A 24,841-nucleotide genomic window follows, 5' to 3' on the forward strand; every position below is an offset into this window, starting at 1 on the left:
GCGGCCAGGCTGGAGGGCATGACGGACGACGCGCTGGAAGTGCTGCGGGGCATGTACGCCGCCGAGCAGGAGTACCTGGACGCCGGCGGGCCCGGGAAGGCCGACTTCGCCACCCTGGCGCCGTTCTTCGCGCCCGACATCGCGCTGCACCAGGCCGAGGCGCTGCCCTACGGCGGTACCTGGCGCGGGCACGCCGGGATGGAGCGGTTCTTCGCCGCGATGAGCAGCGCGTGGGCGTCGTTCGAGATGCTCGCGCAGGAGTTCCACCCCGCGGGCGACGTGGTGGTGGTGCGCACGCAGGTGCGGGCCAGGGCCCGCGCGACCGGGCGGGAGCTCGAGTTCCCGATCCTGCAACAGGTGCGCGTCGCCCGGGGGCGGATCACCGAGGTCTGGCCGTTCTACTGGGACACGGCCGCGATCTCCGACGCCTGCGCGCCGGTTCCCGCCTGACCGTCACGGGGCGTAGAAGGCGCTGTCGTCGAGCCGGCCGCCGTCGCAGACGGGGCCGAGGTCCCAGATCACGGAGAACGGCGACGTCTCGTCCGGCGGGATCACGCGCAGCTGGCTGGCCGGCACCTGGCACGGCTCGTCCACCGGCTCGTCGCCGGTGGCCACCACGGTCCACCTCAGGTCCTTGCGGGCACTCGAGCCCGGCAGCAGCAGCACGAGGGACGGCCCGGGCTCGAGCGAGCGCGTCAACCGGGTCGGGATCGGCACGCCGCTCGCGGTGTAGAGCTCGGCGCCGCCGTAGCCGTAGAGCGTGCACCTGTTGGTCGACGTGTTGGTCACCACGAGCGTCGCCGAGCGGTGCCCCGCTCCCGCGTCGCCCGGCTCCATCCGCCCCTCGAGCTGGGCGGGCGCGCACCGGGGGTCGCCGTCGGAGACGTCGGGCGGCCGCTCCGGCCCACCGCCGTCCCCCACCGCCGGCGCCCCGGGGGCAGCCGCCGGAGGCTCCGCGGGTGCCGGCGTCGGCGTCGCGGCGGCGGCACTGCTCCCCACACCCGTGGGCTGCTCCGTTCCCCCGCAGCCCGCCAGCAGGCCGATCGCCACCAGCAGGACACCTGCCCGCGCCGCGATCCGAGATCCGTTCACGTCCGTTCCCCCTGTCCCACGACTCCCCCTGTGCCGGAAGAGACGTGCCGGGCCGGGGAACGGTTGCCATGGCTACGTGGTGTCAGCCGACCGGGGTAGCCGTGGAGCGGTCGGGCACGACGCGGTCGACGAGCCAGACCGCCAACGCGGCGGCCGCGTAGCAGGCACCCGAGATCGAGGCGGCCGGCCAGCCCCCGAGCGCGTAGAGGGTGGAGGTCGTGACGGCGCCGAGGGCCGAACCCAGCGAGTAGCTGATCATGTAGCCGCCGATGGTGCGGCTGCTCGCGTCCGGGTCCCGGGCGACGATCAGGCCCTGGTTGGTGACGTGCACAGCCTGCACGGCGAAATCGAGCAGCACCGCGCCGAGGGCCACGAGCCACAACGAGTGCGCGGCGTACCCGATCGGCGACCACGAGACGATCAGCACGACCAACGCCACGACCGTCACCAGGTCCGCCCGGCCGCGATCGGCCCACCGACCGGCGCGCGCCGCGCCGAGCGCGCCGGCCAGCCCTGCGAACCCGAACAGGCCGATCTGCTCCGGGGAGAGCCGCCAGGGGGCGTCGCTCAGCGGCAGTGCCAGCCCGCTCCAGAGCACGCCGAACGAGGCGAACAGGAAGAACGCGATCAGCGCGCGGACGCGGAAGACCCGGTCGTCGGCGCCCAGAACGAGCGTGGCGGCGACCACCCGTCCGTATGACGCCGGCGCGGGGAGCGGCCGGTCGTCGGGCAACGCCACCCAGGTGAGGACGGCCATGCCCACGGCCACGGCGGCCGCGCACGCGTAGACGGCACGCCACCCGGCGAGACCGCCGACGGCCCCGGCCACCGTGCGGGCCATGATGATCCCGACCACCACCCCGGAGGTGACGATCCCGAGGTTGCGGCCGCGCTCGTCGGGTGGCGACTGCGCCGCGGTGTAGGCGACCGCGATCTGGACCACCACCGAGAAGGCACCGGCGAGCGCCACCCCGGCGTACAGGACGGCGGGACCCGGCGAGACCGCCACCGCGGTGGCGCCCACCGCGATCACCAGCAGGTGCGCCGGGATGAGCGAGCGGCGGTTCAGCCAGTCCCCCAGCGGCACGAGCGCGGCGGGGCCGACCAGGTAGCCCGCCTGCCCGACGGCCACCACCCAGCCCAGCTGCGCCGTCGAGATCGACATTTCGGCGCCGACCCGCTCGAGCAGCGGCTGGGCGTAGTAGACGTTCGCGACCGACACACCGCACACCACCGCGAGCAGCAGGCGGCGGGTCCAGGTGAGGGCGGAGGTCGAGGGAGGCACGGTGGTCCGATCGGTAGTAGTTTGAAACCAATCGGCAACGTAGACACGAAGGTAGCGAAATGCAACCGATCGAAGCGGGCCACCGCCGGTGGACCGACCCCCACTGCCCCGTCGCGCGCGCCGTCGACCTCGTCGGGGACCGATGGAGCCTGCTGATCGTCCGCGACGCCGTCGAGGGCACCCGGACCTTCACCGACTTCCAACGCAACCTCGGCGTCGCCAAGAACATCCTGACCGACCGGCTCCGCCGGCTCGGCGACCACGGCGTCCTCCGCCGGCAGGCCGCTGCGTCCGGGAGGCGCCAGGAGTACGTCCTCACCGACGCCGGTCACGAGCTGTTCACCGTGATCGTCGCCCTGCGGCAGTGGGGCGAGGCGCACGCCTTCGACGCAGGCGAGCCCCACTCGGTGCTGGTCGACGACGAAACCGGCACCCCGGTCCCGCCGCTGCGGGTGGAACGGCCCGACGGCGTCGCGCTCACCGGGATGAACACCCATGTGGAGAAGGTGGGCTGACGCACGCGGGCCCACAGGCCGCCGGTGGCGCCGCGCATCGTGCGGGGCATTACGTGGGCAGGCGGGGCCTGCCCGGGTGGGCGCGCGGCGCCACCTCCGGCCGGTTCCGCGGTCATGATCACGGGTTTGGCACATTCCCGGGCGTTTTCGACACGGGAATGCGCCAACTCTCTGATCATGGGCCAGGTCGCTAGATGATCTCTGGGAGCGACCATTTGCCCTTGATCGCCGTGAAACCTCCGGCTCCGCCCCTCCGAGGGAAAGCTGCCTCCCGGTGGCGCCGCGCGCCAGGTCAGGCAGGCCCTGGCCTGCCCGTCCCCCCAATGCCAGCAAGGTGGCTTTACTGGCACATTGCGCCAGTAAAGCCACCTTGCTGGCACAAGGGGCGGCCTCAGTGCCCCCGGAACGCCTCCGCCAGCCACCAGGACCCGCCGTCGGAGGCGATCCGGGCGTGCACCAGCAGCGGCCGCTCCCGCGGCCCGTCCACCCAGCGCGCCACGCCGTCGAGGTCGGAGGGCGCGTTCACGGTGACGGCGTCGAAGCCGTAGCCGCGGCCGATGGCGGCGATGTCGGTGTCGGGGAAGGCGACGGTGGTGTGGTCCTCCCCGGTGAAGTGGTGCACCTCGGCGCCGTAGCCGCGGTCGTCGTACACCACGACGACCATCGGGAGGCCGAGCCGCGCCACGGTCTCCAGTTCGGCCGCCGACATCAGCGCGCCGCCGTCGCCCAGCGCGGCGACGGCGAGCCGGTCCGGCCGGGCGAAGGCGGCACCGATCGCGGTGGCCAGGCCGAGCCCGATCGACTGGAAGCCCTGGGTGAGGCAGTAGCCGTGCTCGTCGGGCACGCGCAGGTAGGCGCTGGGGTAGCCCATGAAGTTACCGGAGTCGACGGCCACGGTGCGTTCGGCGGGCAGCAGGTCGTCGAGGGCGATCGACAGGGTGCGGGGGTCGATGCCCCCGGGCCCGGTCAGGTCGTCGTACGGCTCGTCGCGCCAGCGGCCGCGTTCCGCGATCGCGGTGCGGACGTCCGGGGTGCGGTATCCGGTGCGGGTGCCGTCGAGCGCGGCGCGCACGTCGGTGGCGGTGGCCGCGGCGTCGCCGAGGACGCCGAGGTGCACCGGCCGGTTCGCCCCGATCGCGTCGGGATCGACGTCGACCTGCACCACGCTGGCGTCCGGCCCGATGAGCGCGCCGTGGCGCATCGTCCACATGTTCAGCGCGCAGCCCCACCCGACGACGAGGTCTGCGGCGGAGATCAGCTCGGCCGCGAGCGGGGTGGCGAAGCCGCCGGAGATCCCGAGCGACCACGGGTCGTCGGCGAAGAGCCCGGCCGCGACGGCGGACGTGGCGAGCAACGCCCCGGACGCGGCCGCCAGCTCCCGCAGTTCGGGGCCGGCGCCCCGGGCTCCCCGGCCCGCGACGAACACGGGCCGCTGTGCCCCCGCGACCAGCCCGACGAGCGCCTCCACCGCGTCCGCGCCGGGCCGGACCGGCACCAGCGACGGCAAGGCGGGCACCGGTGCGTCGTCCACCTCTGCCGCCTGCACGTCGAGCGGCAGGTTGAGCACCACGGTGCGGCGCTGCTCGACGGCGGTGCGGTAGGCCCGCACGACGTCGGCGAGCGCGGACTCGGGCGAGTGCACCCGTTCCGCCACCGCGCCCACCGAGCGGGCCAGGGCGTCCTGGTCGATCCGGAAGTTGGAGCGCACCGCCGCCGCACCGGTGTCGGCGGCGAGCACGAGCATCGGGGTGTGGCTCTTCGCCGCCTCGGTGATGCCGGTGAGGGCGTTGGTGAGGCCGCAGCCCTGGTGCACCGACAGCACGCCGACGCGCCCGCTGGTGCGGGTGTAGGCGTCGGCCATGGTGGCCGCGCCACCCTCGTGCCGCGCCGCGACGTAGGGCACGCCGCCCGCGCGCAGGGCGTTGGTCACGTGGAAGTTGCCGCTCCCGACCACCCCGAACGCGTGCCCGACGCCGAGCTCGGCGAGCGCGCGTCCGACCAGGTCCGCAACCCTCACCGCTCCACCAGCGCCAGCACGCGCGCCGGGCTGCCCGACCCGCCCACGATCGGCAGCGGACCCGCCACCAGCACGGCCCCGGTGGGCGGGAGCTGGGCGAGGTTCTGCAGCTGCGTGAGGCCGTACTTGCCGGCGCCGAGCAGGAAACTGTGGCACGGGAACGGCGGGTCGAAGCTGTGCGCCGCGCCCGCGTCGGTGCCGACGGTCTCCACCCCCAGCCCGATGATCGGCGCCTCCTCCGCGAGCCACTTCGCGCACGTCACGGAGAGCCCCGGCGTCGCGCCCGCGTTGAGGAACGCGGCGGCGTCGGCGCTGCGGGCGTCCCACCCGGTGCGGTACAGCAGCCAGCCGCCCTCGGGCAGCGGCCCGTGCTGCTCCTCCCACGCGCGCACGTGCTCGACCTCGAGGAGGAAGTTCGGGTCGTCGGCGGCCTGGTCGGCCATGTCGAGCACCGCGGCAGGCGCGATCAGCTTCTGCGGCGCGACCTGCGCGATGTCCTCCCCGTCCTTCGCGGTGATCCAGTGGACCGGCGCGTCGAAGTGCGTGCCCGTGTGCTCGGAGGTGTGGATGTCGTTCCAGTACCAGGCGGGCCCGCGGTCGTCGTAGCGGCTGATCTCGGAGAGCCCGAACGCGGACGCGTTGGCGAAGGGCGCGGGCAGCTGCAGCACCGGGGTGTCCGCCTGCAGCGGGGCCGTCAGGTCGACGACCTCGACGGTGCGGGCGCGCAACGCCGTGAGCAGGTCGGAGAGCACGGACACGGGAGCCTCCCGGGGGTCGTACGGACGGCACGTCGGTGCCAACCTATTGGACCGGGGTGCCGTTGGTGCGGGCTCCGTGCGCGAGCAGGCGCTCCAGCCCGTCCCGGCAGGCCCGCCACGCCTCGGTGGCCGGGTCGATCACCGCGAAGTGCTCGACGCCGGGCAGGGTCACCAGCTCCGCGGTGGCGCCCGCCGCGGCCACGAACCGCTCGCTCTGCCGGATCGGCACGTTGACGTCGGCGGTGCCGTGCACGCACACCACGGGGACGCCGATCGGGAGGCGCTCCACCGGCGAGGCGAGGGCGTAGCGGTCGGGCACGTCGTCCGGCCCGCCGCCGAGCAGGTCGGCCTGGGCGCCGTTGCCCACGCCGCGCCGTTCGGCGTCGGCGAGGTCGAGCACACCGGCCTGGCTCACCACGCCGGCGAGCCGCACGGCGGGCGCCGCGCCGGGGGCGTGCGGCGGAAGGCCCGGGCGTGCGGCCAGCCAGGTGGCCAGGTGCCCGCCCGCGGAGTGCCCGACGGCCACGACCCGGTCCAGCGGGAGGGGCCGGTCGGCGAGGACGTCGAGGGCGGCGGCGACGTCCTCGAACGTGGCGGGCCACCCGCCGTCGCCGCCGACCCTCCGGTACTCGATGTTCCACGCGGCGAACCCGGCGGCCGCGAGGTCGGCAGCGAGCGGCCGTCCGAGCTCGAGGCCGAAGCGCTGCCGCCAGAACCCGCCGTGCACCACCACGACCACGGCGCGGGGCTCGCCCGCGGGCAGCGTGAGCTCGCCGAACTGGCTGGGGTGGTCGCCGTAGGCGATGCGCTGCGGGGCGGTGGACACGTCGTGAGCATCGCATGATCCGGTTGCCGCGCCGCAGCGGACGTGGGGGGTACGCCCACTGCGGCGCGGCGTCCGCCGGCTGTGGGGGGAACCACGCCGACGGCCCCGTGGGTGCGAACACCCCCGGCCGGAGACCACGACGGGGGAACGGTACTCCCGCCGCAACCCGGCGGGCCCGATCTCACCCGGATGTCGGCGAGGTCAACCCCAACGCCGGGTGAGCACCCCCAAAGCGCCCAAAGCCACGGCGGCCGCGGTGGAGGCCCGCAGGACCTCCGGCCCCAGCCGCACCGGCCGCGCCCCCGCCGCCACCAGGGATTCGAGCTCGGCGTCGGTGACGCCGCCCTCGGGGCCCACCACGAGCAGCACGTCGCCGCGCTCGGGCAGCGCAACGTCGGTGAGCCGTTCGGCCGCGGCCTCGTGGAGCACGATCGCGAGGTCGGCCGCGGCGACCCGGCCGGCCAAGGCTGTGGTCGTGACGGGTTCCTCGACCTCCGGCATCCACGGCCTGCGCGCCTGCTTCGTGGCCTCGCGCACCGTGGTGCGCCAGCGGGCGAGCGCCTTCGCGCCGCGCGGCCCCTCCTCCCAGCGGGCGACGCAGCGCGCGGCTCGCCAGGGCAGGATGCCGTCGACGCCCGCCTCGGTGGCGAGCTCGACGGCCAGCTCGCCCCGGTCACCCTTGACCAGCGCCTGGGCGAGGAGCACCCGGGGGGCGGGCGGCTCGGCGTCGGCGCGGCGGGTGACCGTGAGGTCGACGGCGTCGCGCCCGGCAGCGTCCACCACGGCGTGCGCGAGCCCGCCCCGGCCGTCCGACAGCAGCACCGCCTCGCCCGGCCGCAGCCGCTTGACCGTGGCCGCGTGCCGTCCCTCGGGCCCGTCCAGCCGGGCGGGCCCCGCGGCGGGAAGCGCGTCGACCAGGAACAGGGGCGCGGTGCTCATGCCCGGCCGGTCACCGGCCGAACGAGTCGCGCAGCCGGGAGAAGATGCCGTGGCCGTTGCGGTTGCCACCGGCGAGGTCGGGCTGCTCCTCCCCGCGCAACGCCGCGAGCTGGCGCAGCAGCTCGGTCTGCTTGGCGTCGAGCTTGGTGGGCACCACCACGTCGACGTGCACCATCAGGTCGCCGCGCCCGTCGACGCGGCCCGTGGAACGCAGCCGGGGCATGCCCTTGCCGCGCAGCGTGTGCACGGTGCCGCCCTGGGTGCCCGGCTCCAGGTGCAGCTCCTCGGTGCCGTCGAGGGTGGGCAGCGGCAGGGTGGTGCCGAGCGCCGCGGCGGTCATCGGCAGCTGCACGGTGCAGTGCAGGTCGGCGCCGTCGCGGGTGAACAGCTCGTGCGGCTCCTCCTCGACCTCCACGTAGAGGTCGCCCGCGGGGCCGCCGCCGGGGCCGACCTCGCCCTGGCCGGCCAGCCGGACCCGCATGCCGTCGGCCACACCCGGCGGGATCCGCACGCCGACGGTGCGGCGCGACCGCACCCGCCCGTCGCCGCCGCACTGGCGGCACGGCTCCGGGATGACCTCGCCGAACCCGCGGCAGTTGGGGCAGGGCCGCGACGTGACGACCTGGCCGAGGAACGAGCGCTGCACGGTCTGCACCTCGCCGCGCCCGTTGCAGATGTCGCACATCGTGGGTGCGCTGCCCGGCGCGCACCCGGAGCCGCTGCACTCGCTGCAGAGCACGGCGGTGTCGACGGTGAGGTCGCGGGTGACGCCGGTGGCGCACTCCTCCAGCGTGAGCTGCATCCGGATCAGCGCGTCGGCGCCCGGCTGCACGCGGCTGCGCGGGCCCCGCCCACGTCCGCCGCCCTGGCCGCCGAAGAAGGCGTCCATGATGTCGCCGAAGCCGAACGCGCTGAACGGGTCGGACGCGCCGCCCCCGCCTCCGCCGCCGTTGCCCAGGGGGTCGCCGCCCAGGTCGACGATGCGCCGCTTCTCCGGGTCGGACAACACCTCGTAGGCCGCGCTCACCTCCCGGAAGCGCTCCTGTGCCTCCGGGTCCGGGTTCACGTCGGGGTGCAGCTCACGCGCCAGCCTGCGGTAGGCCCGCTTGATCTCGTCGGGCCCGGCGTCTGGCGCGACACCGAGTGTCCCGTAGTAATCCCGTACCACGTGCGCGTTCCCCATGGTCCTTCTCGATCGGTACTGCTCCGGATGCGGCGTCGTGCCGCGCGTCAGCGTCCAGCCAGGATCTCACCCACGTACCGGGCCACCGCGTGCACCGCGGCCATGGAGCCCGGGTAATCCATCCTTGTGGGTCCCAGGACACCCATTCCACCGAGCACCGTGCCGGGCCCGTAGCCGATGGACACCACGGAGGTGTCGCGCATCTCCTCGGCCTCGTTCTCCTCACCGATGTGCACCGTGACGGTGTCGGGCTCCCGCGCCGCGGCGAGCAGCCGCAGCACCACCACCTGCTCCTCGAGGGCCTCCAGGACCTGGCGGAGCGAGTGCGGGAAGTCGGCCGCGCTGCGGGTGAGGTTGGCGGTGCCGCCCAGCAGCAGCCGCTCCTCCGGGTGCTCGACGAGCGTCTCGATCAGCACCGTGGACACCGCGAGGACGACGTCCCGCAGCTCCGCCGGCACCGTCTGGGGCAGCTCGGCCACCGCAGCGGACGCCACGGCGAGCGGACGCCCGACCAGCGCCCCGTTGACGAGGGTACGCAGCCGCGACACCGTCTCGTCGGTGACGACGTCGCCGAGGTCGACGACCCGCTGGTCGACGCGGCCGCTGTCGGTGATGAGCACCAGCATCAGCCGCGCGGGCGTGAGCGAGACGATCTCGCAGTGGCGCACCCGGGAGCGGGTGAGCGTGGGGTACTGCACCACGGCCACCTGGCGGGTGAGCTGGGCGAGCAGCCGCACGCTGCGCCGCAGCACGTCGTCGAGGTCGACGGCGCCTTCGAGGAAGGCCTGCACCGCTCGCCGCTCGGCCGCCGACAGCGGCTTGACCTGCGCCAGCCGGTCGACGAACAGCCGGTAGCCCTTGTCGGTGGGCACCCGGCCCGCGCTCGTGTGGGGCTGGGCGATGAGCCCGTCCTCCTCGAGGACCGCCATGTCGTTGCGCACGGTGGCGCTGGAGACACCCAGGTTGTGCCGCTCGACGATCATCTTCGAGCCGACGGGCTCCTGGGTGGAGACGTAGTCGGCGACGATCGCCCGCAGGACGGCGAAGCGACGCTCGTCGGCGTTCACGGCAGCGCTCCTCCCGCCAAGGTTCTGTGGACTTCCACCCAGTCTATGTGTTCTTCCAGCGTGACAGCGCGGGCACGATGTGGCGTGTGCTGATCCGCCGCCCCGTCCTCGACGCCATCGCCGCCGGGACCGTCACGTGCGCGTTCCGGCGGTGGGACCGGCCGCGGGTGCGCGTGGGCGGCACGCAGCGCACGCCGGTGGGAGTTCTCGAGGTCACCGGCGTGGACCCGGTGGACGAGGCCGACCTCACAGCCGAGGACGCCCGCGCCGCGGGATTCGCCGACCTCGAGGCGTTGCGGCGGGCCCAGCGTGGCGCCGGGCAGCTCTACCGCGTGGGGCTGCGGCTGGCCGGGCCCGACCCGCGGGTGGCGCTGCGGGAGCAACGGCGCCTGTCGCGCGTCGACCGCGCCGAGATCGACGCCCGGCTGGCGCGGATGGACCGCGCCTCCGCCCACGGCCCGTGGACCGCGGCCGTGCTGGAGCTGATCGCGCAGAACCCGGGCGTGCGCGCCCCCGACCTGGCCGCCCGGATGGGGCGGGAGACGCTGCCGTTCAAGCGCGACGTCCGCAAGCTCAAGGAGCTGGGGCTCACCGAGAGCCTGGAGGTCGGCTACCGGCTCTCGCCGCGGGGCCGGGCCTACCGGCGAGGCGCTCGGGGGTGATCGTTCCGAGGTAGGGCCGAGCGCCCTCGGAAGGGCGTTCCGGGCCCACTCGGACCGATCAAGGGCCGGATGGATCATGCGCCCGCTGATCCTTCCGAGGTGCGGCCGCGCGCCCTCAGGAGGGCGTTCCGCGTCGACTCGGATCGATCACGCAGCACAGAGGCCGGCGACCCGCACCTGCGCGCGCACCCCGCCACCGCGCGGCCGACCGGCGAGGTGGTCGGGCCCCGGGCGCCCGTGAGCCGGGGGCGTGGGGTTCGGCGAGGGGCGCTCGCGGGTGATCGTTCCGAGGTGCGGCCGAGCGTCCCCGCAAGGGCGTTCCGCCTCACCTCGGACTGATCATGCGGTCCGAGACCAGCTTGAGCGCCCTCGCAAGGGCGATCTCCCGCATCTCGGAGCGATCATGCACCTCGTCCGAGCGCGTTCATAACCGCCGTCTATCACGGGATCACGAACTTTGCTTTGACCTGTACTAGGTCAGATCGCGACGGTCTACAGTATGAGCACCGACGTCACCGACCTCGCGGCGTTGCGGGTCGACCGCGTGCGGGCGATCGCCGGCCGGCTGCGTGACCAACGCGGACCGCTGCTGCCGATCCTCCACGCCGTGCAGCACGAACTGGGCCACGTCGACGCCGCGGACGTACCGGTCATCGCCGACGTGCTCAACCTCGCCGTGGCCGAGGTGCACGGCGTCGTCACGTTCTACCGCGATTTCCGCCGCGAACCCGGTGGACGCTCCACCGTGCGGGTCTGCCGGGCCGAGGCCTGCCAGGCGGTGGGGGCCGAGGCGCTCGCCGCGCACGCCCGCACCAGGCTGGGTGTCGACTTCGGGGAGACCACCTCCGACGGCGCGGTCTCGCTCGACGAGGTCTTCTGCCTGGGCAACTGCGCCCTCGGCCCGGCGGTGCAGGTGGACGGAAGGCTGCACGGCCGCGTGACGCCCGCGCGCCTCGACGCGCTGCTCGGGGAGGTGGCCCCGTGACGCGGGTGTTCGTGCCGCGGGACTCCGCGGCCCGGTCGGTGGGGGCCGACGCGGTGGCCGAGCGGATCGCCGCCGCCGGCGCAGACGTCGAGGTCGTGCGCAACGGCTCGCGCGGCATGCTCTGGCTGGAGCCGCTGGTCGAGGTCGAGACACCGGCCGGGCGCGTCGGGTACGGGCCGGTGGCGCCCGAGGACGTCGACGGGCTGGTGGCCGCGGGCATGCTCGAGGGGCGGGGCGCGCACCTGGGCCTGGTCGAGGACCTGCCGTGGATGCGGCGCCAGCAGCGGGTGACGTTCGCCCGCGTCGGGGTGGTGGACCCGCTCTCCGCCGACGACTACGTGACCCACGGCGGCCTCGTCGGCCTGCGGGCGGCGCTGCGCACCAGCCCGACCGCGGTGGTCGAGGCCGTCGTCGAGTCGGGGCTGCGCGGCCGCGGAGGTGCCGGCTTCCCCACCGGGATCAAGTGGCGCACGGTGCTGGGCGCCGAGGCGGACGTGAAGTTCGTCTGCTGCAACGCCGACGAGGGCGACTCCGGCACGTTCGCCGACCGGATGCTCATCGAGGGCGACCCGTTCACCCTCATCGAGGGCATGACGATCGCGGCGCACGCCGTCGGCGCCTCCGAGGGCTACGTCTACCTGCGCTCGGAGTACCCCGACGCCGTCGAGACGCTCACCGCGGCGATCGAGGTGGCCCGGGAGCGCGGCTGGCTCGGCGAGCGGATCCTCGGCTCGGACCTCACCTTCGACCTGCACGTCCGGGTCGGCGCGGGCGCCTACATCTGCGGCGAGGAGACCTCGATGCTGGAGAGCCTCGAGGGCAAGCGCGGCCAGGTGCGGGCCAAGCCGCCGATCCCGGCGCTCGAGGGCCTCTTCGGACGCCCGACGGTCGTCAACAACGTGCTGTCGCTCGCCTCGGTGCCCGCCATCCTCGCCGACGGCGCGGCGTCCTACCGCTCGCTGGGCGTCGGGCGCTCGCGCGGCACCAGCGTCTTCCAGCTCGGCGGCAACATCGCCCGGGGCGGGATCGTGGAGACCGCGTTCGGGATCACCCTCGGCGAGCTGGTGGAGAACTTCGGCGGCGGCACCGCGTCCGGCCGCCCGGCGCGCGCCGTGCAGGTGGGCGGCCCGCTCGGGGCGTACCTGCCGGTGGAGCGCTTCGACCTGCCCATGGACTACGAGGCGTTCGCCGAGGCCGGGGCGATGCTCGGGCACGGCGGCGTCGTGGTCTTCGACGACACGGTCGACATGGCCGCGATGGCGCGGTTCGCCTTCTCCTTCTGCGCCGAGGAGTCGTGCGGCAAGTGCACGCCGTGCCGGGTGGGCGCGGTGCGCGGCGTCGAGACGATCGACCGGATCCGCACCGGGCAGGAGCGGGAGAAGAACCTCGTGCTGCTCGAGGACCTGTGCGAGCTGATGACCGACGGGTCGCTCTGCGCCATGGGCGGGCTGACCCCCATGCCCGTGCGCAGCGCGGTGCGCCACTTCGGGGAGGACTTCGCGAAATGAGCCTGCTGAAGGAACCGGACTTCGGGACCCCGGCCCGCGAGGGCGCGGCCACCGTCGAGGTCACGATCGACGGCGTGGCGGTCGCGGTGCCGCCCGGCACGTCGGTGATGCGCGCGGCCAAGGAGGCCGGGATCGACATCCCGAAGCTGTGCGCCACCGACTCCCTCGAGCCGTTCGGCTCGTGCCGCCTGTGCGTCGTGGAGATCGACGGCGCACGGGGCACGCCCGCGTCGTGCACCACCCCGGTGGCGCCGGGGATGGTGGTGCGGACGCAGACCGACAAGGTCGGCAAGCTGCGCCGCGGCGTGATGGAGCTCTACATCTCCGACCACCCCCTCGACTGCCTCACCTGCTCGGCCAACGGCGACTGCGAGCTGCAGGACATGGCGGGCGTCACCGGGCTGCGCGAGGTGCGCTACGGCTCGGGGGTCGAGGCGGGCGCCAACCACATGGACGCCCCGAAGGACACGTCCAACCCCTACTTCGACTTCGACGCCTCCAAGTGCATCGCCTGCTCGCGCTGCGTGCGGGCCTGCGACGAGGTGCAGGGCACGATCGCGCTGACGATCGAGGGCCGCGGCTTCGACTCCAAGGTCGCCGCGGGCGCGGGCGTGCCGTTCATGGAGTCCGACTGCGTCTCCTGCGGCGCGTGCGTGCAGGCCTGCCCCACGGCCACGCTGCAGGAGAAGTCGGTCGTCGAGCTCGGGATGCCGACCCGGTCGGTCGTCACCACCTGCGCCTACTGCGGCGTCGGCTGCTCGTTCAAGGCCGAGCTGCGCGGCGACGAGCTCGTGCGGATGGTCCCGTACTCCGGCGGCGGGGCGAACGAGGGCCACTCCTGCGTCAAGGGCCGGTTCGCGTTCGGATACGCGAGCCACCCGGACCGGGTGCTGACGCCGATGCTGCGCGAGTCGATCGCCGACGAGTGGCGGGAGGTCTCCTGGGAGGAGGCCATCGGGTTCACGGCGCGCAGGCTGCGCGAGATCCAGGCCGAGCACGGCGCGGGCTCGATCGGCGCCATCACCTCGTCCCGCACGACGAACGAGGAGGTCTACGCCGTCCAGAAGATGGTGCGGGCCGTGTTCGGCAACAACAACGTCGACACCTGCGCCCGGGTGTGCCACTCCCCCACCGGTTACGGGCTCAAGCAGACCTTCGGCACGTCGGCGGGAACGCAGGACTTCAAGTCCGTCGGCAAGGCCGACGTCGTCCTGCTGATCGGGGCGAACCCCACCGACGCGCACCCGGTGTTCGCGTCGCGGATGAAGCGGCGGCTGCGGCAGGGCGCGAAGCTCGTGGTGATCGACCCGCGGCGGATCGACCTCGTGCGCACCCCGCACATCGAGGCCGCCCACCACCTCGTGCTGCGGCCCGGCACGAACGTCGCGGTCCTCAACGCGATGGCCCACGTGATCGTCACCGAAGGCCTCGTCGACCGCGCGTTCGTCGAGGAGCGCTGCGAGGACGTCTCCGAGTGGGAGGCGTTCGTCGCCCGCCCCGAGCACAGCCCCGAGGCCCTCGCCGAGATCACCGGCGTGCCGGCCGAGGAGCTGCGCGCGGCCGCCCGCCTGTACGCCGAGGCCGGGAACGGGGCCATCTACTACGGCCTGGGCGTCACCGAGCACAGCCAGGGCTCCACCACGGTCATGGCGATGGCGAACCTCGCGATGGCCACCGGCAACATCGGCCGGGAGGGCGTCGGGGTCAACCCGCTGCGCGGGCAGAACAACGTGCAGGGCTCCTGCGACATGGGCTCGTTCCCGCACGAGCTGCCCGGCTACCGGCACGTGGGCGACGACGACGTGCGCGGCATCTACGAGCAGCTGTGGGGCACGCCGATCCTCAGCGAACCCGGCCTGCGGATCCCGAACATGTTCGACTCCGCCATCGACGGCAGCTTCCGGGCGCTGTTCGTGCAGGGCGAGGACATCGCCCAGTCCGACCCCAACACCCAGCACGTCCACGCCGCGCTCGCCGCGCTCGACCTCGTGGTGGTGCAGGACCTCTTCATCAATGAGACGGCCAAGTTCGCGCACGTGCTGCTGCCCGGCACGTCGTTCCTGGAGAAGGACGGCACCTTCATCAACGCCGAGCGGCGGATCAACCGGGTGCGCCCGGTGATGGCGCCGAAGACCGGCAAGCAGGAGTGGGAGATCGTCTGCGAGATCGCGCAGGCGATGGGCTACCCGATGCACTACGACTCGGCCGCCCAGATCATGGACGAGATCGCGTTCACCACCCCGACCTTCGCCGGGGTGTCGTTCGAGCAGCTCGACCGGGTGGGCAGCGTGCAGTGGCCGTGCAACGAGGCCGCTCCGGACGGAACCCCGATCATGCACATGAACGGGTTCGTGCGGGGTAAGGGCAGGTTCATGGAGACCGTGTACGTGCCGACGAGCGAGCGATCCACGCGGAAGTACCCGCTGATCCTCACGACGGGCCGCATCCTGTCGCAGTACAACGTCGGCGCGCAGACGCGGCGCACCGCCAACGTGGCCTGGCACCCGGAGGACCTGCTCGAGCTCCACCCGCACGACGCCGAGGTGCGCGGTGTGAACGACGGCGACATGGTGGTGCTCTCCAGCCGGGTCGGGCGCACCACGCTGCGCGCGGTGATCTCGGAGCGCATGCCGGTGGGCGTCTGCTACACCACGTTCCACCACCCCGTCACCGGAGCCAACGTCGTGACCACGGAGCTCTCCGACTGGGCCACCAACTGCCCGGAATACAAGGTCACGGCGGTGCAGGTGGCGGTGGCACCGGAGCAGACGGCAGTGCGCGCGTCGCTGGAGTCGCGCACCGCGGTGGGGGGCGAGTAGATGGACGGCACGCCTCCCCACGTCCGGCTGGTCAACGACGTCGCCGTGCACCTCGCGCACCTGGGGCCCGACGCGGCGCCGCACGCCGTGGCCGAGCACCTGCGCGCCTTCTGGGAACCGCGGATGCGGGCCGCGCTGACCGCCCACGTCGCCGCCGGCGGCGAGGGCCTGGACCCGATCGCCGCGCGTGCGGCGGCGCTGCTCGACCCGGCGGGTGTCCGATGACCACGGCCGGTGTCCGCCACACGGCGGTGGCGGCCGGGAGCCTGACCTGGGACGCGGCGCGGGAGGTCGCCCACGCGGCGGCCACCGCGCTGCCCGCGTGCGAGGTCGCCCTCGCCGACGCCGGCGGCACCGTCCTCGCCGCCCCGCTGGTGGCGGCGGGCGACCACCCGCCGGTGCCCCGCTCCGCGATGGACGGGTACGCGGTGTGCGGTGCCCCGCCGTGGACGGTGGTGGAGGCCGCTGCGCGGCCTGCCACCCTCGCCGAGGGCGCGGCCTGCCCCGTGGTCACCGGGGCGCCCCTGCCCGTCGGCACCACCTCGGTGCTCACCGACGAGGACGCGGTGCGCGACGGCGTGCTCCTGCGCGGCGCCGCCCCGCGGGGGCACCACATCCGCCCCGCCGCCGAGGAGTGCGTGGCGGGCGAGGCCGTGCTGCCCGCGGGCACGCTGGTGACCCCCGCCGTGCTCGGGCTCGCCGCCGCGCTGGGCCACGACGCGCTGCTCGTGCGGCCGCTGCCCCGCGTGGCCGCGCTCGTCACGGGCAACGAACTGGTCGGCAGCGGGCGACCCGGCCCCGGCCAGGTGCGGGACGCGATCGGCCCGATGCTCCCGGGCCTGCTCGCCCGCGCCGGCGCCCGGCCGGACATCGCCCCCGTCGCGCTCCGGGACGACCGCGAGCTCCTGCGTTCCGCGCTCGTCACTGCGGCGCGGGGCGCGGCCGACCTCGTACTGGTGTCCGGGTCGTCGGCGGCAGGCCCCGCCGACCACCTGCGCGCCGTGCTGACCGACCTGCACGCCGACCTGCTCGTCGACGGCGTGCGGTGCCGGCCGGGGCACCCGCAGGCGCTGGCCCGCGTCGACGGCACGCTGGTGGTGGGCTTGCCGGGCAACCCGCTCGCCGCGCTGGCCGCGTTCCTGACCGTCGCCGTGCCCGCCCTCGCCGGGCTGCGCGGGGAGCCGTTGCCCGCGCTGATGGCGGTGCCGGTGCCCGGCGGGCTCCCCCGCCACCCCCTGCACACCCGGCTGGTGCCGGTGGCCGTCGGCCCGGCAGGCGCCGTGCCGGTGGGGCACGGCGGCTCCGCGATGCTGAGGGGCGCGGCGGCCGCCGACGCCTTCGCCGTGGTGGACCCGGGGCAGGCGGACGCGATCGCCGCCCGGATCCTCCCCCTCGACCCGGGAGCGCGCCCGTGGGCCGTCTGATCGCCCGCCGTCCGGTGCTGCGGATCGGCCCGGACGGCAGCACCCGCCGTCCCGACGCCCTCGCCGTCGAGGAGCCCCTCGAGCTGCGCGTCGGCGGCCGCGCGCTCGCCGTGACGATGCGGACGCCGGGCCACGACGTCGAGCTGGCCCACGGCTTCCTGCTCACCGAGGGCGTGATCGGCAGCCTGGAGGACGTCCGCGACGCCCGGTACTGCGGCTCGCGCGACGACGAGGGCCGCAACACCTACAACGTGCTCGACGTCGGCCTCGCCGAGGGCGTGCCCGCACCCGACACGGGGGTGGAGCGCAACTTCTACACGACCTCCTCCTGCGGGGTGTGCGGCAAGGCGTCGCTGGACGCGGTGCGCCTGCGCACCCGGCACTCCCCGGCGGACGACCCCGTCCAGGTCACGCCGGAGGTGATCGCCGCGCTCCCCGGCGTGCTCCGCGACCGCCAGCGGGTGTTCGACAGCACCGGGGGCCTGCACGCCGCCGGCCTGTTCACGGCGGCCGGCGAGCCGATCGTGGTGCGCGAGGACGTCGGGCGGCACAACGCTGTGGACAAGGTGCTCGGCTGGGCGCTCATGCAGGGCGGGGTCCCGGTGAAGGGCAGCGTGCTCGTGGTGTCCGGGCGGGCGTCGTTCGAACTCGTGCAGAAGGCCGTGATGGCCGGGGTCCCGATCCTGGCCGCGGTCTCGGCCCCCTCCTCCCTCGCGGTGGAGCTGGCCGCCGAGTGCGGCCTCACGCTCGCCGGTTTCGTGCGCGGCCGCCACATGAACGTCTACGCGCACGCGGCCCGCATCGAGCGCACGACGCCCTGACCACTACTGGTCGAGGCGGCCGAGCCGCTGCGCATCGGGCCTGGGTTCGACCGGGGCCGGCTGCTCCAGCACTCCGCGGACCATCGACTCCGCCCGGGCCATGTCAGCGGCGTCGCACGTGGCCGTGCCGATCTCGAGGCCGCCGTGGTACTCGATCCCGCGCTCACCCGCCTTCATGCCTTCGAAGGCCGGACCCACCGGGATCACGAAACCGCACTCGGCGAGCCCGGGAGGGAACTCCGTCCGGTACGCCGGGAGCCCACCGATATCGACCGGCTCACCCGTGAACTCGTCCTCGTCGACGACGGTGAGGTTCAACGCGTACTCGACGACGTCGCCCCCGTGGGAGCCGGAGCACCGGTACGGCGCGCCCATCGTGAGGGTGCGTTCCACGTCCTCACCCGGCAGGAGTTCGTCGGGATCCACCTCGACGTCGGCGACGGCCGCGGCGAGGGCCTGGCACGGGTCCTTGCCCAGCAACGGCGACCGCGGCCCGGTGAGCCCCTCGGCCAGGGTCGGCGGGTGGTCCATCCTGGCGAACACGACGTCGGTCAGGTACCGGTCGAGCGGTTCGCAGGATTCCTTCTCGACGACGTCCGGACCGTTGATCTCGATGTCGAGCCCCACCGCGTCGGAGTCGCCGGACGGGACGAAGGTCGCACAGCGGGTGCTCGTCGGGTCCCGCTTGACCGTCCGGCCTCCCACCTGCACGGGCGTCCAATCCTCGCCGAAGCGCGCCCCTCCCTCGCCGTAGGCGAACGAGATCTCCCAGGCGTCGGCGAAGGTGCCGAGGTCGAGCTCGCAGGTGGCGAGGTCGAATCTCCTCGGGGACATCGCCGCAGCCGGTTTCCCGAAGATCCGTTCCGCCCCGGAGACGTCGTGGAACGCGCAGACGTCGAACGTGCGGGCCCGGGCGTACGCGGCCGCGATCGCGGCGGTGTCCTCGTCGTAGTCCAGCGCGGGCACGACGGGCTGCGGTGCGCCGATGGGCGCAGGCACGCCCGGCACCGCGACGGAGCAGGCCGAGGCCGCACCCATCGCGAAGGCGGCGACAACGGGGAGCACGATGCGGGGGAGCACCGGAGGACGATAAGAGATCGTCGACCCTCGAGATACCGCCGGTATGCAACGCCACAGCTGATCAGGACGTCCCGCCCGCTAGCCGGGCGGGTGATCTCAGCTCTCCCGGCGCCACCGCTGCGCGTAGCGCTCGTCGCGCTCGGCGCGCCCGGAGGCCTCCTCCCGCACCCGCGCGGGCGTGCCCCGCGGGTAGCCGGCCTTGAGCGTGCGGTGCTCCGTGGACTCGTGCAGGTAGGCCATCGAGTAGAAGAGCCCGATCAACGCCCCGCCGAGCACGGCGCAGCCGCGCACCCACACCGGGCCGGGCAGGAGCAGGTAGATCACCAGCAGCAGGGGCGCCAGCTGCACGACCGCGCGCAGGAGGTGGCGCAGCTGCCAGGTGCGGGTGGTGACGTCGTGAAGCACCCACTCCCGGTACTCGGGCGGGAGCCCGGCGCCGTAGGCGTAGGCGAGCCAGCGCAGCGGTCCGGGACGGCGCACGGCCACGGTTATCACTCCAACCATTGGTGTCCCAAGTATTGTAGCCTCGCCGGGTGACCGCCGAACCGGACCGTGGCGAACCGGACACCACGGACCTGCTGCGCCTGGACCGCCAGGTCTGCTTCGCGCTCGCGGTGGCCGCCCGCAACGTCATCGCGCTCTACCGGCCGCTGCTGGAGCCGATGGGCCTCACCCACCCGCAGTACCTGGTGCTGCTCGCGCTCTGGGAGCGCTCGCCGCGCTCGCTCACCGAGCTGGCCGGAGTGCTCTCACTCGACCCCGGCACCCTGTCGCCGCTGCTCAAGCGGCTGGAGGTGGCCGGCCTGGTGTCCCGCAACCGGGTGCCGCGCAACGAGCGCACGCTGGCCGTGCGTCTCACCGAGCAGGGCCGGGCCCTGCGCGCCGAGGCGGAACGGATCCCGCCCGCCATCGTGGAGCGGCTCGGCCTCCCGGTGGCCGAACTCGAGCGCCTGCACGCCGAGCTCACCGCCGTGATCGCGGCCACCCGCACCGAGCCGGACCGGCGCGACCGGGGCGATCAGGCGCCGGGACTCACGGGCACGGAGCGGTGATGTCACCGGGCGAGGGCCCGTCCACCGGCTGGGCCGCGGAGATCCGGTTCCCGCAGAACGCGCCCTGCGCGGCGTCCGAACCGATGCGCACCGGCTCCGCCGCGGAGCCGGCGAGGGTGTTGTCGGCGACCACGTTCCCGCCGTTGTCGTAGTCGTCCTCGTCGTCGCTCTGGATCTTGACGTTCCAGCCTGCGCTGTCGGCGATCACGTTGCCGCGCACGATGTTGCCGTGCCCGCGCAGCTCGATGTTGCTGCCGTTGAACTCGCGCGGTTCGGTGTTGCCCGAGCACTCGTTGTTCTCGAACACGTTGTCGTGCGCGTTCTCCTTGACGTTGAAGCACTCCGAACCGAACGTGCGGATCGTGTTGCCGGTGACCTGGTTGCCGGAACTCGTGTCGTTGTCGGCCATCGGCTGGTTGTCCGACTTCGGGCTGGTGCCGATGTAGACGCCCTCGCCGTTGTGGAACTCGAAGCGGGCTGGGCGATCGTCCCCGCCGTCGTCGTCCCCTTCGTCGTCGCCCTCGTCGTCGCCATCGTCGTCGTCGTTCTCGGCGGGCTTGCCGAACAGGCCGCAGTACTGGATCACGGAGTCGGCGATCGTGTTGCCGACGGCGTTGTTGCGCAGGCGCACGCATTCCGTGCCCGCCTCGGTGAGGAACATGTTGCGGATCGTGATGCCGGTGACGTCCCGGGCCGTGTCCGCCGAGCCGATGTAGATGAGCTTGCTGTCCTTCACCTGCGGCTGCACGCCCGCCTTGAAGGCGTCGATCGCGGCGAGGTCGGTGGGCAACTGGTCGGCCGCCAGGCCCTCCTGGCCGTCGATCGTGAAGCCCTCGAGCGTGTAGTAGCTGTGGTCGATGTTGAAGATGCGGCCCGTGCCGTAGAGAACGGCCTGGCTGCGGCCCGACGGGTCCTTGCCGTTCTCCGGACCCCGGATCGTGATCGGCGCGCCCGGGTCGCCGTCGCGCTGCGTCGTCGGTTGCTCGCGGTACTCGCCCGGCGCGAGGTTGATCACCGAGCCCGCCTCCGCCTCGTCGAGGGCGGCCTGGATGGTGCGCAGCGGCGCGGCCTCCGTGCCGTCACCGTTGTCGTTTCCCGTGGGGCTCACGTAGATCTGCCGCGCCTCCGTGCCGGGCTCCGGCGAGTCCGACGGCCCCCCGGTCGTCGCGACGATCACGAGTGCGACGAGGAGGAGGATCGCTCCGACGGCGATCGCCACGATCGTGATCGTCCGGCGGTTGTTCGGCGTCAGGGTTGGGCTCATGTGGTCCGGTGTCCCGATGTCCGTTGGTCAGTGGCTGACGCAGTCTGGCGGCGCCACCTTGTTATCGCCGTGAAGCCACGACCGTTCCGGCGATCTCGGGACGATCGCCGAGCGGGCGCATGATCGGCATCAACGGCTGTCCATGGTTGCGGCCGCAGCAATGGAGAACCGATACCGGCGGTCAGCTGCTCCGGTTCGGGCGGAACTCACGGAGCTGAGCGAGGACGTTCTCCAGGTTCCACCTGTGCTGGCCACCGGGAGTCGTGTACTCCGGCGTGATCTTCCCGTCCCGGTGGTAGCGGCGCACCGACTTCTCCGAGAGCCGCAGCGCACGCGCGAGCTCCGGGGTCGTCAGGTAGTCGGACGGGCCTGCCACGCCGCCGACGCTAGGTGACTCCAGGCCGTGTACGGCCGGGTCTGTCCACGTAATTACAGGTAGTACCGCGAGATCCTGCCAATCCCCCGGCCGCTGCCCAACCACCCCTCGACCGTGCCGCTCTACTGCGGTGAACCGGCGCACAGGGCGCCACGGAGAAGGGGAATCTGAGATGAGGCGCACGGACGGGATGCGGTTGGCCGTGGTCGCAGGGCTGGCTGCGGTGGCGGTGGGGGCCCTGTCGGGCTGCCAGGTGTCGACCTACGCGATCGCGGACGGGCCGACCGTGGCGCGCACGGCGACCGAGCGGCTCACCGAGTTCGCCGGCCGGGCCCCGGACGCGGTGGAGTGCGCGGACGACCTCGACCTGAAGGTGGGTGTATCGACGCGGTGCACGCTCACCGACGGCGGCACCCGGTACGGGGTCACGGTCACGGTGACCACCGTGGCCGACGACGGCAACGCCGACCTCGACATCCAGGTCGACGAGGAGCCCCTCCCGTAGCGACGGGCGATTCCGGGGTTCGCGAGCGCCACAGATCGCCGAGATCTTGCCGACCCTCCCCGCACCACCCCACCCCGAGCAGGGGGAATGGGGTCTTCTCCGAACGTGGAACCCCTCACCGTGTGGGAGATCGGGCGGTATGCGAAGCCCGGACGCCGCTACCCGTCGCCGCTGCCCGCGCACCTGCGGGACGTGCACGTCCGCGCGGCGCGCGGGTTCGGCTGGTCGGCGGTCGCGGGTGTCCTGCTGGGGCTCGCCGGCTTCGTCGGGTTGAGCGCACTGCACGCGCGCTTCGTGACCGCCTCACTGACGGCGCTCATCGCCGGGGTCCTGCTGGTGTCGCTCACGGCGACGGGGTACGCGCGGCACAGCGCGGTGCTGAAGGCCTACGGGGTCGAGCTCGACGCCCTGGGCAGGCCGGAACCGACGCGCTCGGAGCTCGTCGCCCGCCGCCGGGAGCAGGCCGTGGGCCTCGACCTGCGCACCGAGGCCTCTCGCGCGCTGCGGTGGTACTGGTCGATCTCGGCGGTCGGCCTCGGGACCACCGTCGGCGTCATGGTGTTCACCGGGCAGGACCTGAGCCCGTACAACCGGCACGAGTCCCCCTGGTGGGTGCACGTCGGCCTCGTCGGCGCCGGCCTCCTGGTGGCCGTCGGCCTGGGGCGCGCCCTGCACGTGCTCATGGAGCGGGTGGCACTCGCGGGCGGGCCGCCGGACCCCGGGGACCGCCGCGGCGGTTGGACCCTCGTCGTCGTGGCGCTGCTCTGCGTCACGATCAGCTGGGCCGTGCACCTCGGTCGGATCGCCGACGAGCCGGTCGCCACGGTCGACGCGGAGGTCGGGTGCACCCGGGGCCGCATCGACAGGTGCTGGGCGTCCTACGAGTACGCGGGGAGCCACTACCGCGAGCGGGTCTCGCCCCACATCGCGCCGGGGCCCCGGCAGCTCGAGATCTCCTCCGCCCACCCCCACGTGGTGATCACCGGTGAGGACAACCCGTTCACGCGGTACGGCATCTGGGTCCTCACGCCCGTCGCCCTCGCCTGCGGCGCCCGGTGGCTGTCCCGGAGCGTGGAGTTGACCCGCAGGCTGCGCCGGGCGGCGCGCGGCGAAGGCGCTGTGGAGGGCCCGGCGATCCCGTCGCGCCTGCCCGAGGTCGACCCGTCGCTCCACCGGTTCCTCCCACCGTACGGGCGCGGTCCGGGCAGGTGAGTCACCGGCATCGCGGTGACGCGACGCACGCCCACCCGCGGCGACGAACCCGTTCCGCAGGGATCAGACGGGCGCCCCGGCCAGGAGTTGCTGCACCACTCGGTCGGCGAGCAGGCGGCCGGGGCGGGTGAGCACCGCGCGGCCCGCGGCCAGGTGCGCCGGGTCGAGCAGGCCGTCCTCCGCCGCGCGCCCCGCGGCTGCCGCACCCGGGTCGTCGAGCAGGGCCAGCGGCAGCCCGGTGGCCAGCCGCAGCTGCAGCATCACGCGCTCGGTCTGCCGCTCGGAGCCGGTGAGCACCTCGCGGTCGGCCTCCGGTGCGTCGCCCGCGCGGAGGAGCGCGGCGTAGCGGGCCGGGTGCTTCACGTTCCACCACCGCGCCCCGTCGAGGTGGGAGTGGGCGCCCGGGCCGAGGCCCCACCAGTCGCCGTCGAGCCAGTAGCCGAGGTTGTGCCGGCACACCGCCTCCGGCGACGACGCCCAGTTCGACACCTCGTACCAGTCGAAACCCGCCGCGGAGAGCCGGTCGTCGATCAGCTCGTAGCGGGCGGCGGCCACGTCGTCGTCGGGTGCGGGCAGCTCGCCGCGGGCCACGCGGCGGGCCAGCGCCGTGCCGTCCTCGACGATGAGGGAGTAGGCGGAGACGTGGTCGACCCCGGCGTCGAGCACCGCGTCGAGCGAGGCGCGCAGATCGTCGTCGGTCTCGCCGGGCGTCGCGTAGATCAGGTCGAGGTTGACGTGCCCGATCCCGGCCGCGCGGGCCTCCCGGGCCGCCGCCACCGCGCGCCCCGGGGTGTGGCGGCGCTCCAGCACGCGCAGCACGTGGGGCGCGGCCGACTGCATGCCCAGCGACACCCGGGTGAACCCGGCCGCCGCCAGCTCCGCGAAGAACTCCGGAGAGGTCGACTCCGGGTTGGACTCCGTGGTGACCTCCGCGCCCGGCGCGAGACCGAACGCGTCCCGCACGGCGCCGAGCACCTCGCCGAGCCGGCCGGCCCCGATCAGGGACGGCGTGCCACCCCCGACGAACACGGTGTCGACCGGGCGCCGCCCCACTGTCCGAAGGGCCAGGTCGATCTCGCGGTGCACCGCGGCGAGCCAGCCGTCCGGGGACGCGCCGGAGCCGGCGAGCTCGGAGGCCGTGTAGGTGTTGAAGTCGCAGTAGCCGCAGCGCGCCGCGCAGAACGGCACGTGGACGTAGATCCCGAAAGGCGGCACGAACGACCAGTCTGCCACCGCGGCCGGGACCGGCGCCGGGACCGCCGGGCTGTGAGTCCGCTCCCAGCATGCGGACACCGATGGATCGTGGACCGGACAAGTGGCACCCTTACCGGTATGCATGCGCTGGCCCTGCGACTCGTGGCTCGTCGCCACGTGGATCTGCGCCGGGTGAGCAGCGCGCTCTGTCGGTCCTGCTGATCTCGCGCCCCGACCCCCACCACCTCAGCCTCGAG

At 73.9% G+C, this 24,841-nt stretch carries 26 protein-coding genes; 13 read left to right on the plus strand and 13 right to left on the minus strand.

The genetic code is table 11. From position 1 onward, the window contains the following. Positions 1-18 precede the first annotated feature (18 nt). Complete coding sequence (locus tag ACFPL3_RS11055) at positions 19-450, plus strand: nuclear transport factor 2 family protein (RefSeq protein ID WP_343944690.1); 432 nt, start codon at positions 19-21, stop codon at positions 448-450. Between the two features lie 3 nt (positions 451-453). On the opposite strand, the gene ACFPL3_RS11060 is transcribed toward ACFPL3_RS11055, so the two are convergent. Both ACFPL3_RS11060 and ACFPL3_RS11065 read right to left on the minus strand, forming a co-directional pair. Continuing rightward, entirely contained in the window at positions 454-1,092 is a 639-nt protein-coding gene (locus tag ACFPL3_RS11060) for a DUF4232 domain-containing protein (protein WP_343944689.1), read from the minus strand. A gap of 82 nt (positions 1,093-1,174) precedes the next feature. After that, a complete protein-coding gene (locus ACFPL3_RS11065) occupies positions 1,175-2,377 on the minus strand; it encodes an MFS transporter (protein WP_343944688.1) in 1,203 nt (400 codons plus the stop codon). A 59-nt stretch (positions 2,378-2,436) separates the two neighbouring features. Here ACFPL3_RS11065 and ACFPL3_RS11070 point away from each other — a divergent pair, with 59 nt between their 5' ends. Beyond that, positions 2,437-2,892 (plus strand): winged helix-turn-helix transcriptional regulator, encoded by a 456-nt coding sequence (locus ACFPL3_RS11070; RefSeq protein ID WP_343944687.1) that lies wholly within the window; start codon positions 2,437-2,439, stop codon positions 2,890-2,892. A gap of 391 nt (positions 2,893-3,283) precedes the next feature. Here ACFPL3_RS11070 and ACFPL3_RS11075 read toward each other — a convergent pair whose 3' ends face one another. From ACFPL3_RS11075 to hrcA, 6 genes are all read right to left on the minus strand, one after another. After that, positions 3,284-4,909 carry a thiamine pyrophosphate-binding protein gene (locus ACFPL3_RS11075; RefSeq protein WP_343944686.1) on the minus strand — a complete coding sequence of 542 codons (1,626 nt, stop codon included), beginning with the start codon at positions 4,907-4,909 and terminating at the stop codon, positions 3,284-3,286. Further along, complete coding sequence (locus ACFPL3_RS11080) at positions 4,906-5,667, minus strand: cyclase family protein (RefSeq protein ID WP_343944685.1); 762 nt, start codon at positions 5,665-5,667, stop codon at positions 4,906-4,908. Before ACFPL3_RS11080 ends, ACFPL3_RS11075 begins: the two co-directional genes overlap by 4 nt. Before the next feature lie 43 nt (positions 5,668-5,710). Next, positions 5,711-6,493 (minus strand): alpha/beta hydrolase family protein, encoded by a 783-nt coding sequence (locus tag ACFPL3_RS11085; RefSeq protein ID WP_343944684.1) that lies wholly within the window; start codon positions 6,491-6,493, stop codon positions 5,711-5,713. A 201-nt stretch (positions 6,494-6,694) separates the two neighbouring features. Continuing rightward, positions 6,695-7,432: a 16S rRNA (uracil(1498)-N(3))-methyltransferase gene (locus ACFPL3_RS11090; protein WP_343944683.1), complete on the minus strand. Its 738-nt coding sequence runs from the start codon at positions 7,430-7,432 to the stop codon at positions 6,695-6,697. A gap of 10 nt (positions 7,433-7,442) precedes the next feature. Next, positions 7,443-8,600, minus strand: coding sequence for a molecular chaperone DnaJ (dnaJ, locus tag ACFPL3_RS11095; protein ID WP_343944748.1), 1,158 nt, complete (start codon positions 8,598-8,600; stop codon positions 7,443-7,445). A 62-nt stretch (positions 8,601-8,662) separates the two neighbouring features. Next, positions 8,663-9,682, minus strand: a complete 1,020-nt coding sequence (gene hrcA, locus ACFPL3_RS11100; protein ID WP_343944682.1) for a heat-inducible transcriptional repressor HrcA — start codon at positions 9,680-9,682, stop codon at positions 8,663-8,665. A gap of 26 nt (positions 9,683-9,708) precedes the next feature. On the opposite strand from hrcA, the gene ACFPL3_RS11105 reads away from it, so the two are divergent. From ACFPL3_RS11105 to fdhD, 7 genes are all read left to right on the plus strand, one after another. Then, a complete protein-coding gene (locus ACFPL3_RS11105) occupies positions 9,709-10,344 on the plus strand; it encodes an ASCH domain-containing protein (protein ID WP_343944681.1) in 636 nt (211 codons plus the stop codon). Between the two features lie 499 nt (positions 10,345-10,843). Next, positions 10,844-11,329: a formate dehydrogenase subunit gamma gene (locus tag ACFPL3_RS11110; protein ID WP_343944680.1), complete on the plus strand. Its 486-nt coding sequence runs from the start codon at positions 10,844-10,846 to the stop codon at positions 11,327-11,329. Continuing rightward, on the plus strand, positions 11,326-12,837 hold the full coding sequence (locus ACFPL3_RS11115) for a formate dehydrogenase beta subunit (RefSeq protein ID WP_343944679.1): 1,512 nt from the start codon (positions 11,326-11,328) through the stop codon (positions 12,835-12,837). Before ACFPL3_RS11110 ends, ACFPL3_RS11115 begins: the two co-directional genes overlap by 4 nt. Continuing rightward, complete coding sequence (gene fdhF, locus ACFPL3_RS11120; RefSeq protein WP_343944678.1) at positions 12,834-15,656, plus strand: formate dehydrogenase subunit alpha; 2,823 nt, start codon at positions 12,834-12,836, stop codon at positions 15,654-15,656. Before ACFPL3_RS11115 ends, fdhF begins: the two co-directional genes overlap by 4 nt. Continuing rightward, complete coding sequence (locus ACFPL3_RS11125; protein ID WP_343944677.1) at positions 15,657-15,881, plus strand: formate dehydrogenase subunit delta; 225 nt, start codon at positions 15,657-15,659, stop codon at positions 15,879-15,881. Continuing rightward, a complete protein-coding gene (locus ACFPL3_RS11130; protein ID WP_379588865.1) occupies positions 15,878-17,080 on the plus strand; it encodes a molybdopterin molybdotransferase MoeA in 1,203 nt (400 codons plus the stop codon). Before ACFPL3_RS11125 ends, ACFPL3_RS11130 begins: the two co-directional genes overlap by 4 nt. Further along, entirely contained in the window at positions 17,068-17,901 is an 834-nt protein-coding gene (gene fdhD / locus ACFPL3_RS11135; RefSeq protein ID WP_343944675.1) for a formate dehydrogenase accessory sulfurtransferase FdhD, read from the plus strand. The genes ACFPL3_RS11130 and fdhD overlap by 13 nt, the downstream gene beginning before the upstream one ends. Before the next feature lie 3 nt (positions 17,902-17,904). On the opposite strand, the gene ACFPL3_RS11140 is transcribed toward fdhD, so the two are convergent. Together ACFPL3_RS11140 and ACFPL3_RS11145 are read right to left on the minus strand one after the other, a co-directional pair. Further along, positions 17,905-18,981 carry a hypothetical protein gene (locus tag ACFPL3_RS11140; RefSeq protein ID WP_343944674.1) on the minus strand — a complete coding sequence of 359 codons (1,077 nt, stop codon included), beginning with the start codon at positions 18,979-18,981 and terminating at the stop codon, positions 17,905-17,907. Between the two features lie 96 nt (positions 18,982-19,077). After that, positions 19,078-19,467 carry a DUF5313 family protein gene (locus tag ACFPL3_RS11145; RefSeq protein WP_343944673.1) on the minus strand — a complete coding sequence of 130 codons (390 nt, stop codon included), beginning with the start codon at positions 19,465-19,467 and terminating at the stop codon, positions 19,078-19,080. A gap of 47 nt (positions 19,468-19,514) precedes the next feature. Between ACFPL3_RS11145 and ACFPL3_RS11150 the strand changes: the two genes are divergently transcribed. Further along, complete coding sequence (locus ACFPL3_RS11150) at positions 19,515-20,033, plus strand: MarR family winged helix-turn-helix transcriptional regulator (protein ID WP_343944672.1); 519 nt, start codon at positions 19,515-19,517, stop codon at positions 20,031-20,033. On the opposite strand, the gene ACFPL3_RS11155 is transcribed toward ACFPL3_RS11150, so the two are convergent. Further along, entirely contained in the window at positions 20,014-21,297 is a 1,284-nt protein-coding gene (locus ACFPL3_RS11155; RefSeq protein WP_343944671.1) for a DUF1565 domain-containing protein, read from the minus strand. The genes ACFPL3_RS11150 and ACFPL3_RS11155 overlap by 20 nt on opposite strands. A 181-nt stretch (positions 21,298-21,478) precedes the next feature. Beyond that, positions 21,479-21,673: a helix-turn-helix domain-containing protein gene (locus ACFPL3_RS11160; protein WP_343944670.1), complete on the minus strand. Its 195-nt coding sequence runs from the start codon at positions 21,671-21,673 to the stop codon at positions 21,479-21,481. Between the two features lie 172 nt (positions 21,674-21,845). On the opposite strand from ACFPL3_RS11160, the gene ACFPL3_RS11165 reads away from it, so the two are divergent. Both ACFPL3_RS11165 and ACFPL3_RS11170 read left to right on the plus strand, forming a co-directional pair. Beyond that, positions 21,846-22,178 carry a DUF4333 domain-containing protein gene (locus tag ACFPL3_RS11165; RefSeq protein ID WP_343944669.1) on the plus strand — a complete coding sequence of 111 codons (333 nt, stop codon included), beginning with the start codon at positions 21,846-21,848 and terminating at the stop codon, positions 22,176-22,178. A 105-nt stretch (positions 22,179-22,283) separates the two neighbouring features. Next, the gene (locus tag ACFPL3_RS11170) at positions 22,284-23,390 is read left to right on the plus strand and encodes a hypothetical protein (protein WP_343944668.1); all 1,107 of its coding nucleotides are present in this window, start codon (positions 22,284-22,286) and stop codon (positions 23,388-23,390) included. Between the two features lie 63 nt (positions 23,391-23,453). On the opposite strand, the gene hemW is transcribed toward ACFPL3_RS11170, so the two are convergent. Then, positions 23,454-24,605: a radical SAM family heme chaperone HemW gene (hemW, locus tag ACFPL3_RS11175; protein ID WP_343944667.1), complete on the minus strand. Its 1,152-nt coding sequence runs from the start codon at positions 24,603-24,605 to the stop codon at positions 23,454-23,456. Positions 24,606-24,722: 117 nt separating this feature from the next. On the opposite strand from hemW, the gene ACFPL3_RS11180 reads away from it, so the two are divergent. Next, on the plus strand, positions 24,723-24,806 hold the full coding sequence (locus ACFPL3_RS11180) for a putative leader peptide (protein WP_379588936.1): 84 nt from the start codon (positions 24,723-24,725) through the stop codon (positions 24,804-24,806). The last annotated feature ends 35 nt before the right edge of the window (positions 24,807-24,841 follow it).

This window comes from Pseudonocardia zijingensis (genome assembly GCF_042657305.1).
Taxonomy (GTDB): domain Bacteria; phylum Actinomycetota; class Actinomycetes; order Mycobacteriales; family Pseudonocardiaceae; genus Pseudonocardia; species Pseudonocardia zijingensis.

Excerpts from the sequence above, each read along its gene's own strand:
- ACFPL3_RS11055 (WP_343944690.1), top strand. The coding sequence starts at position 19 with ATGACGGACGACGCGCTGGAAGTGCTGCGGGGCATGTACGCCGCCGAG.
- ACFPL3_RS11070 (WP_343944687.1), top strand. The coding sequence starts at position 2,437 with ATGCAACCGATCGAAGCGGGCCACCGCCGGTGGACCGACCCCCACTGC.
- ACFPL3_RS11090 (WP_343944683.1), bottom strand. The coding sequence starts at position 7,432 with ATGAGCACCGCGCCCCTGTTCCTGGTCGACGCGCTTCCCGCCGCGGGG.
- ACFPL3_RS11110 (WP_343944680.1), top strand. The coding sequence starts at position 10,844 with ATGAGCACCGACGTCACCGACCTCGCGGCGTTGCGGGTCGACCGCGTG.
- fdhF (WP_343944678.1), top strand. The coding sequence starts at position 12,834 with ATGAGCCTGCTGAAGGAACCGGACTTCGGGACCCCGGCCCGCGAGGGC.
- ACFPL3_RS11125 (WP_343944677.1), top strand. The coding sequence starts at position 15,657 with ATGGACGGCACGCCTCCCCACGTCCGGCTGGTCAACGACGTCGCCGTG.
- ACFPL3_RS11130 (WP_379588865.1), top strand. The coding sequence starts at position 15,878 with ATGACCACGGCCGGTGTCCGCCACACGGCGGTGGCGGCCGGGAGCCTG.
- ACFPL3_RS11155 (WP_343944671.1), bottom strand. The coding sequence starts at position 21,297 with ATGAGCCCAACCCTGACGCCGAACAACCGCCGGACGATCACGATCGTG.
- ACFPL3_RS11165 (WP_343944669.1), top strand. The coding sequence starts at position 21,846 with ATGAGGCGCACGGACGGGATGCGGTTGGCCGTGGTCGCAGGGCTGGCT.
- ACFPL3_RS11180 (WP_379588936.1), top strand. The coding sequence starts at position 24,723 with ATGCATGCGCTGGCCCTGCGACTCGTGGCTCGTCGCCACGTGGATCTG.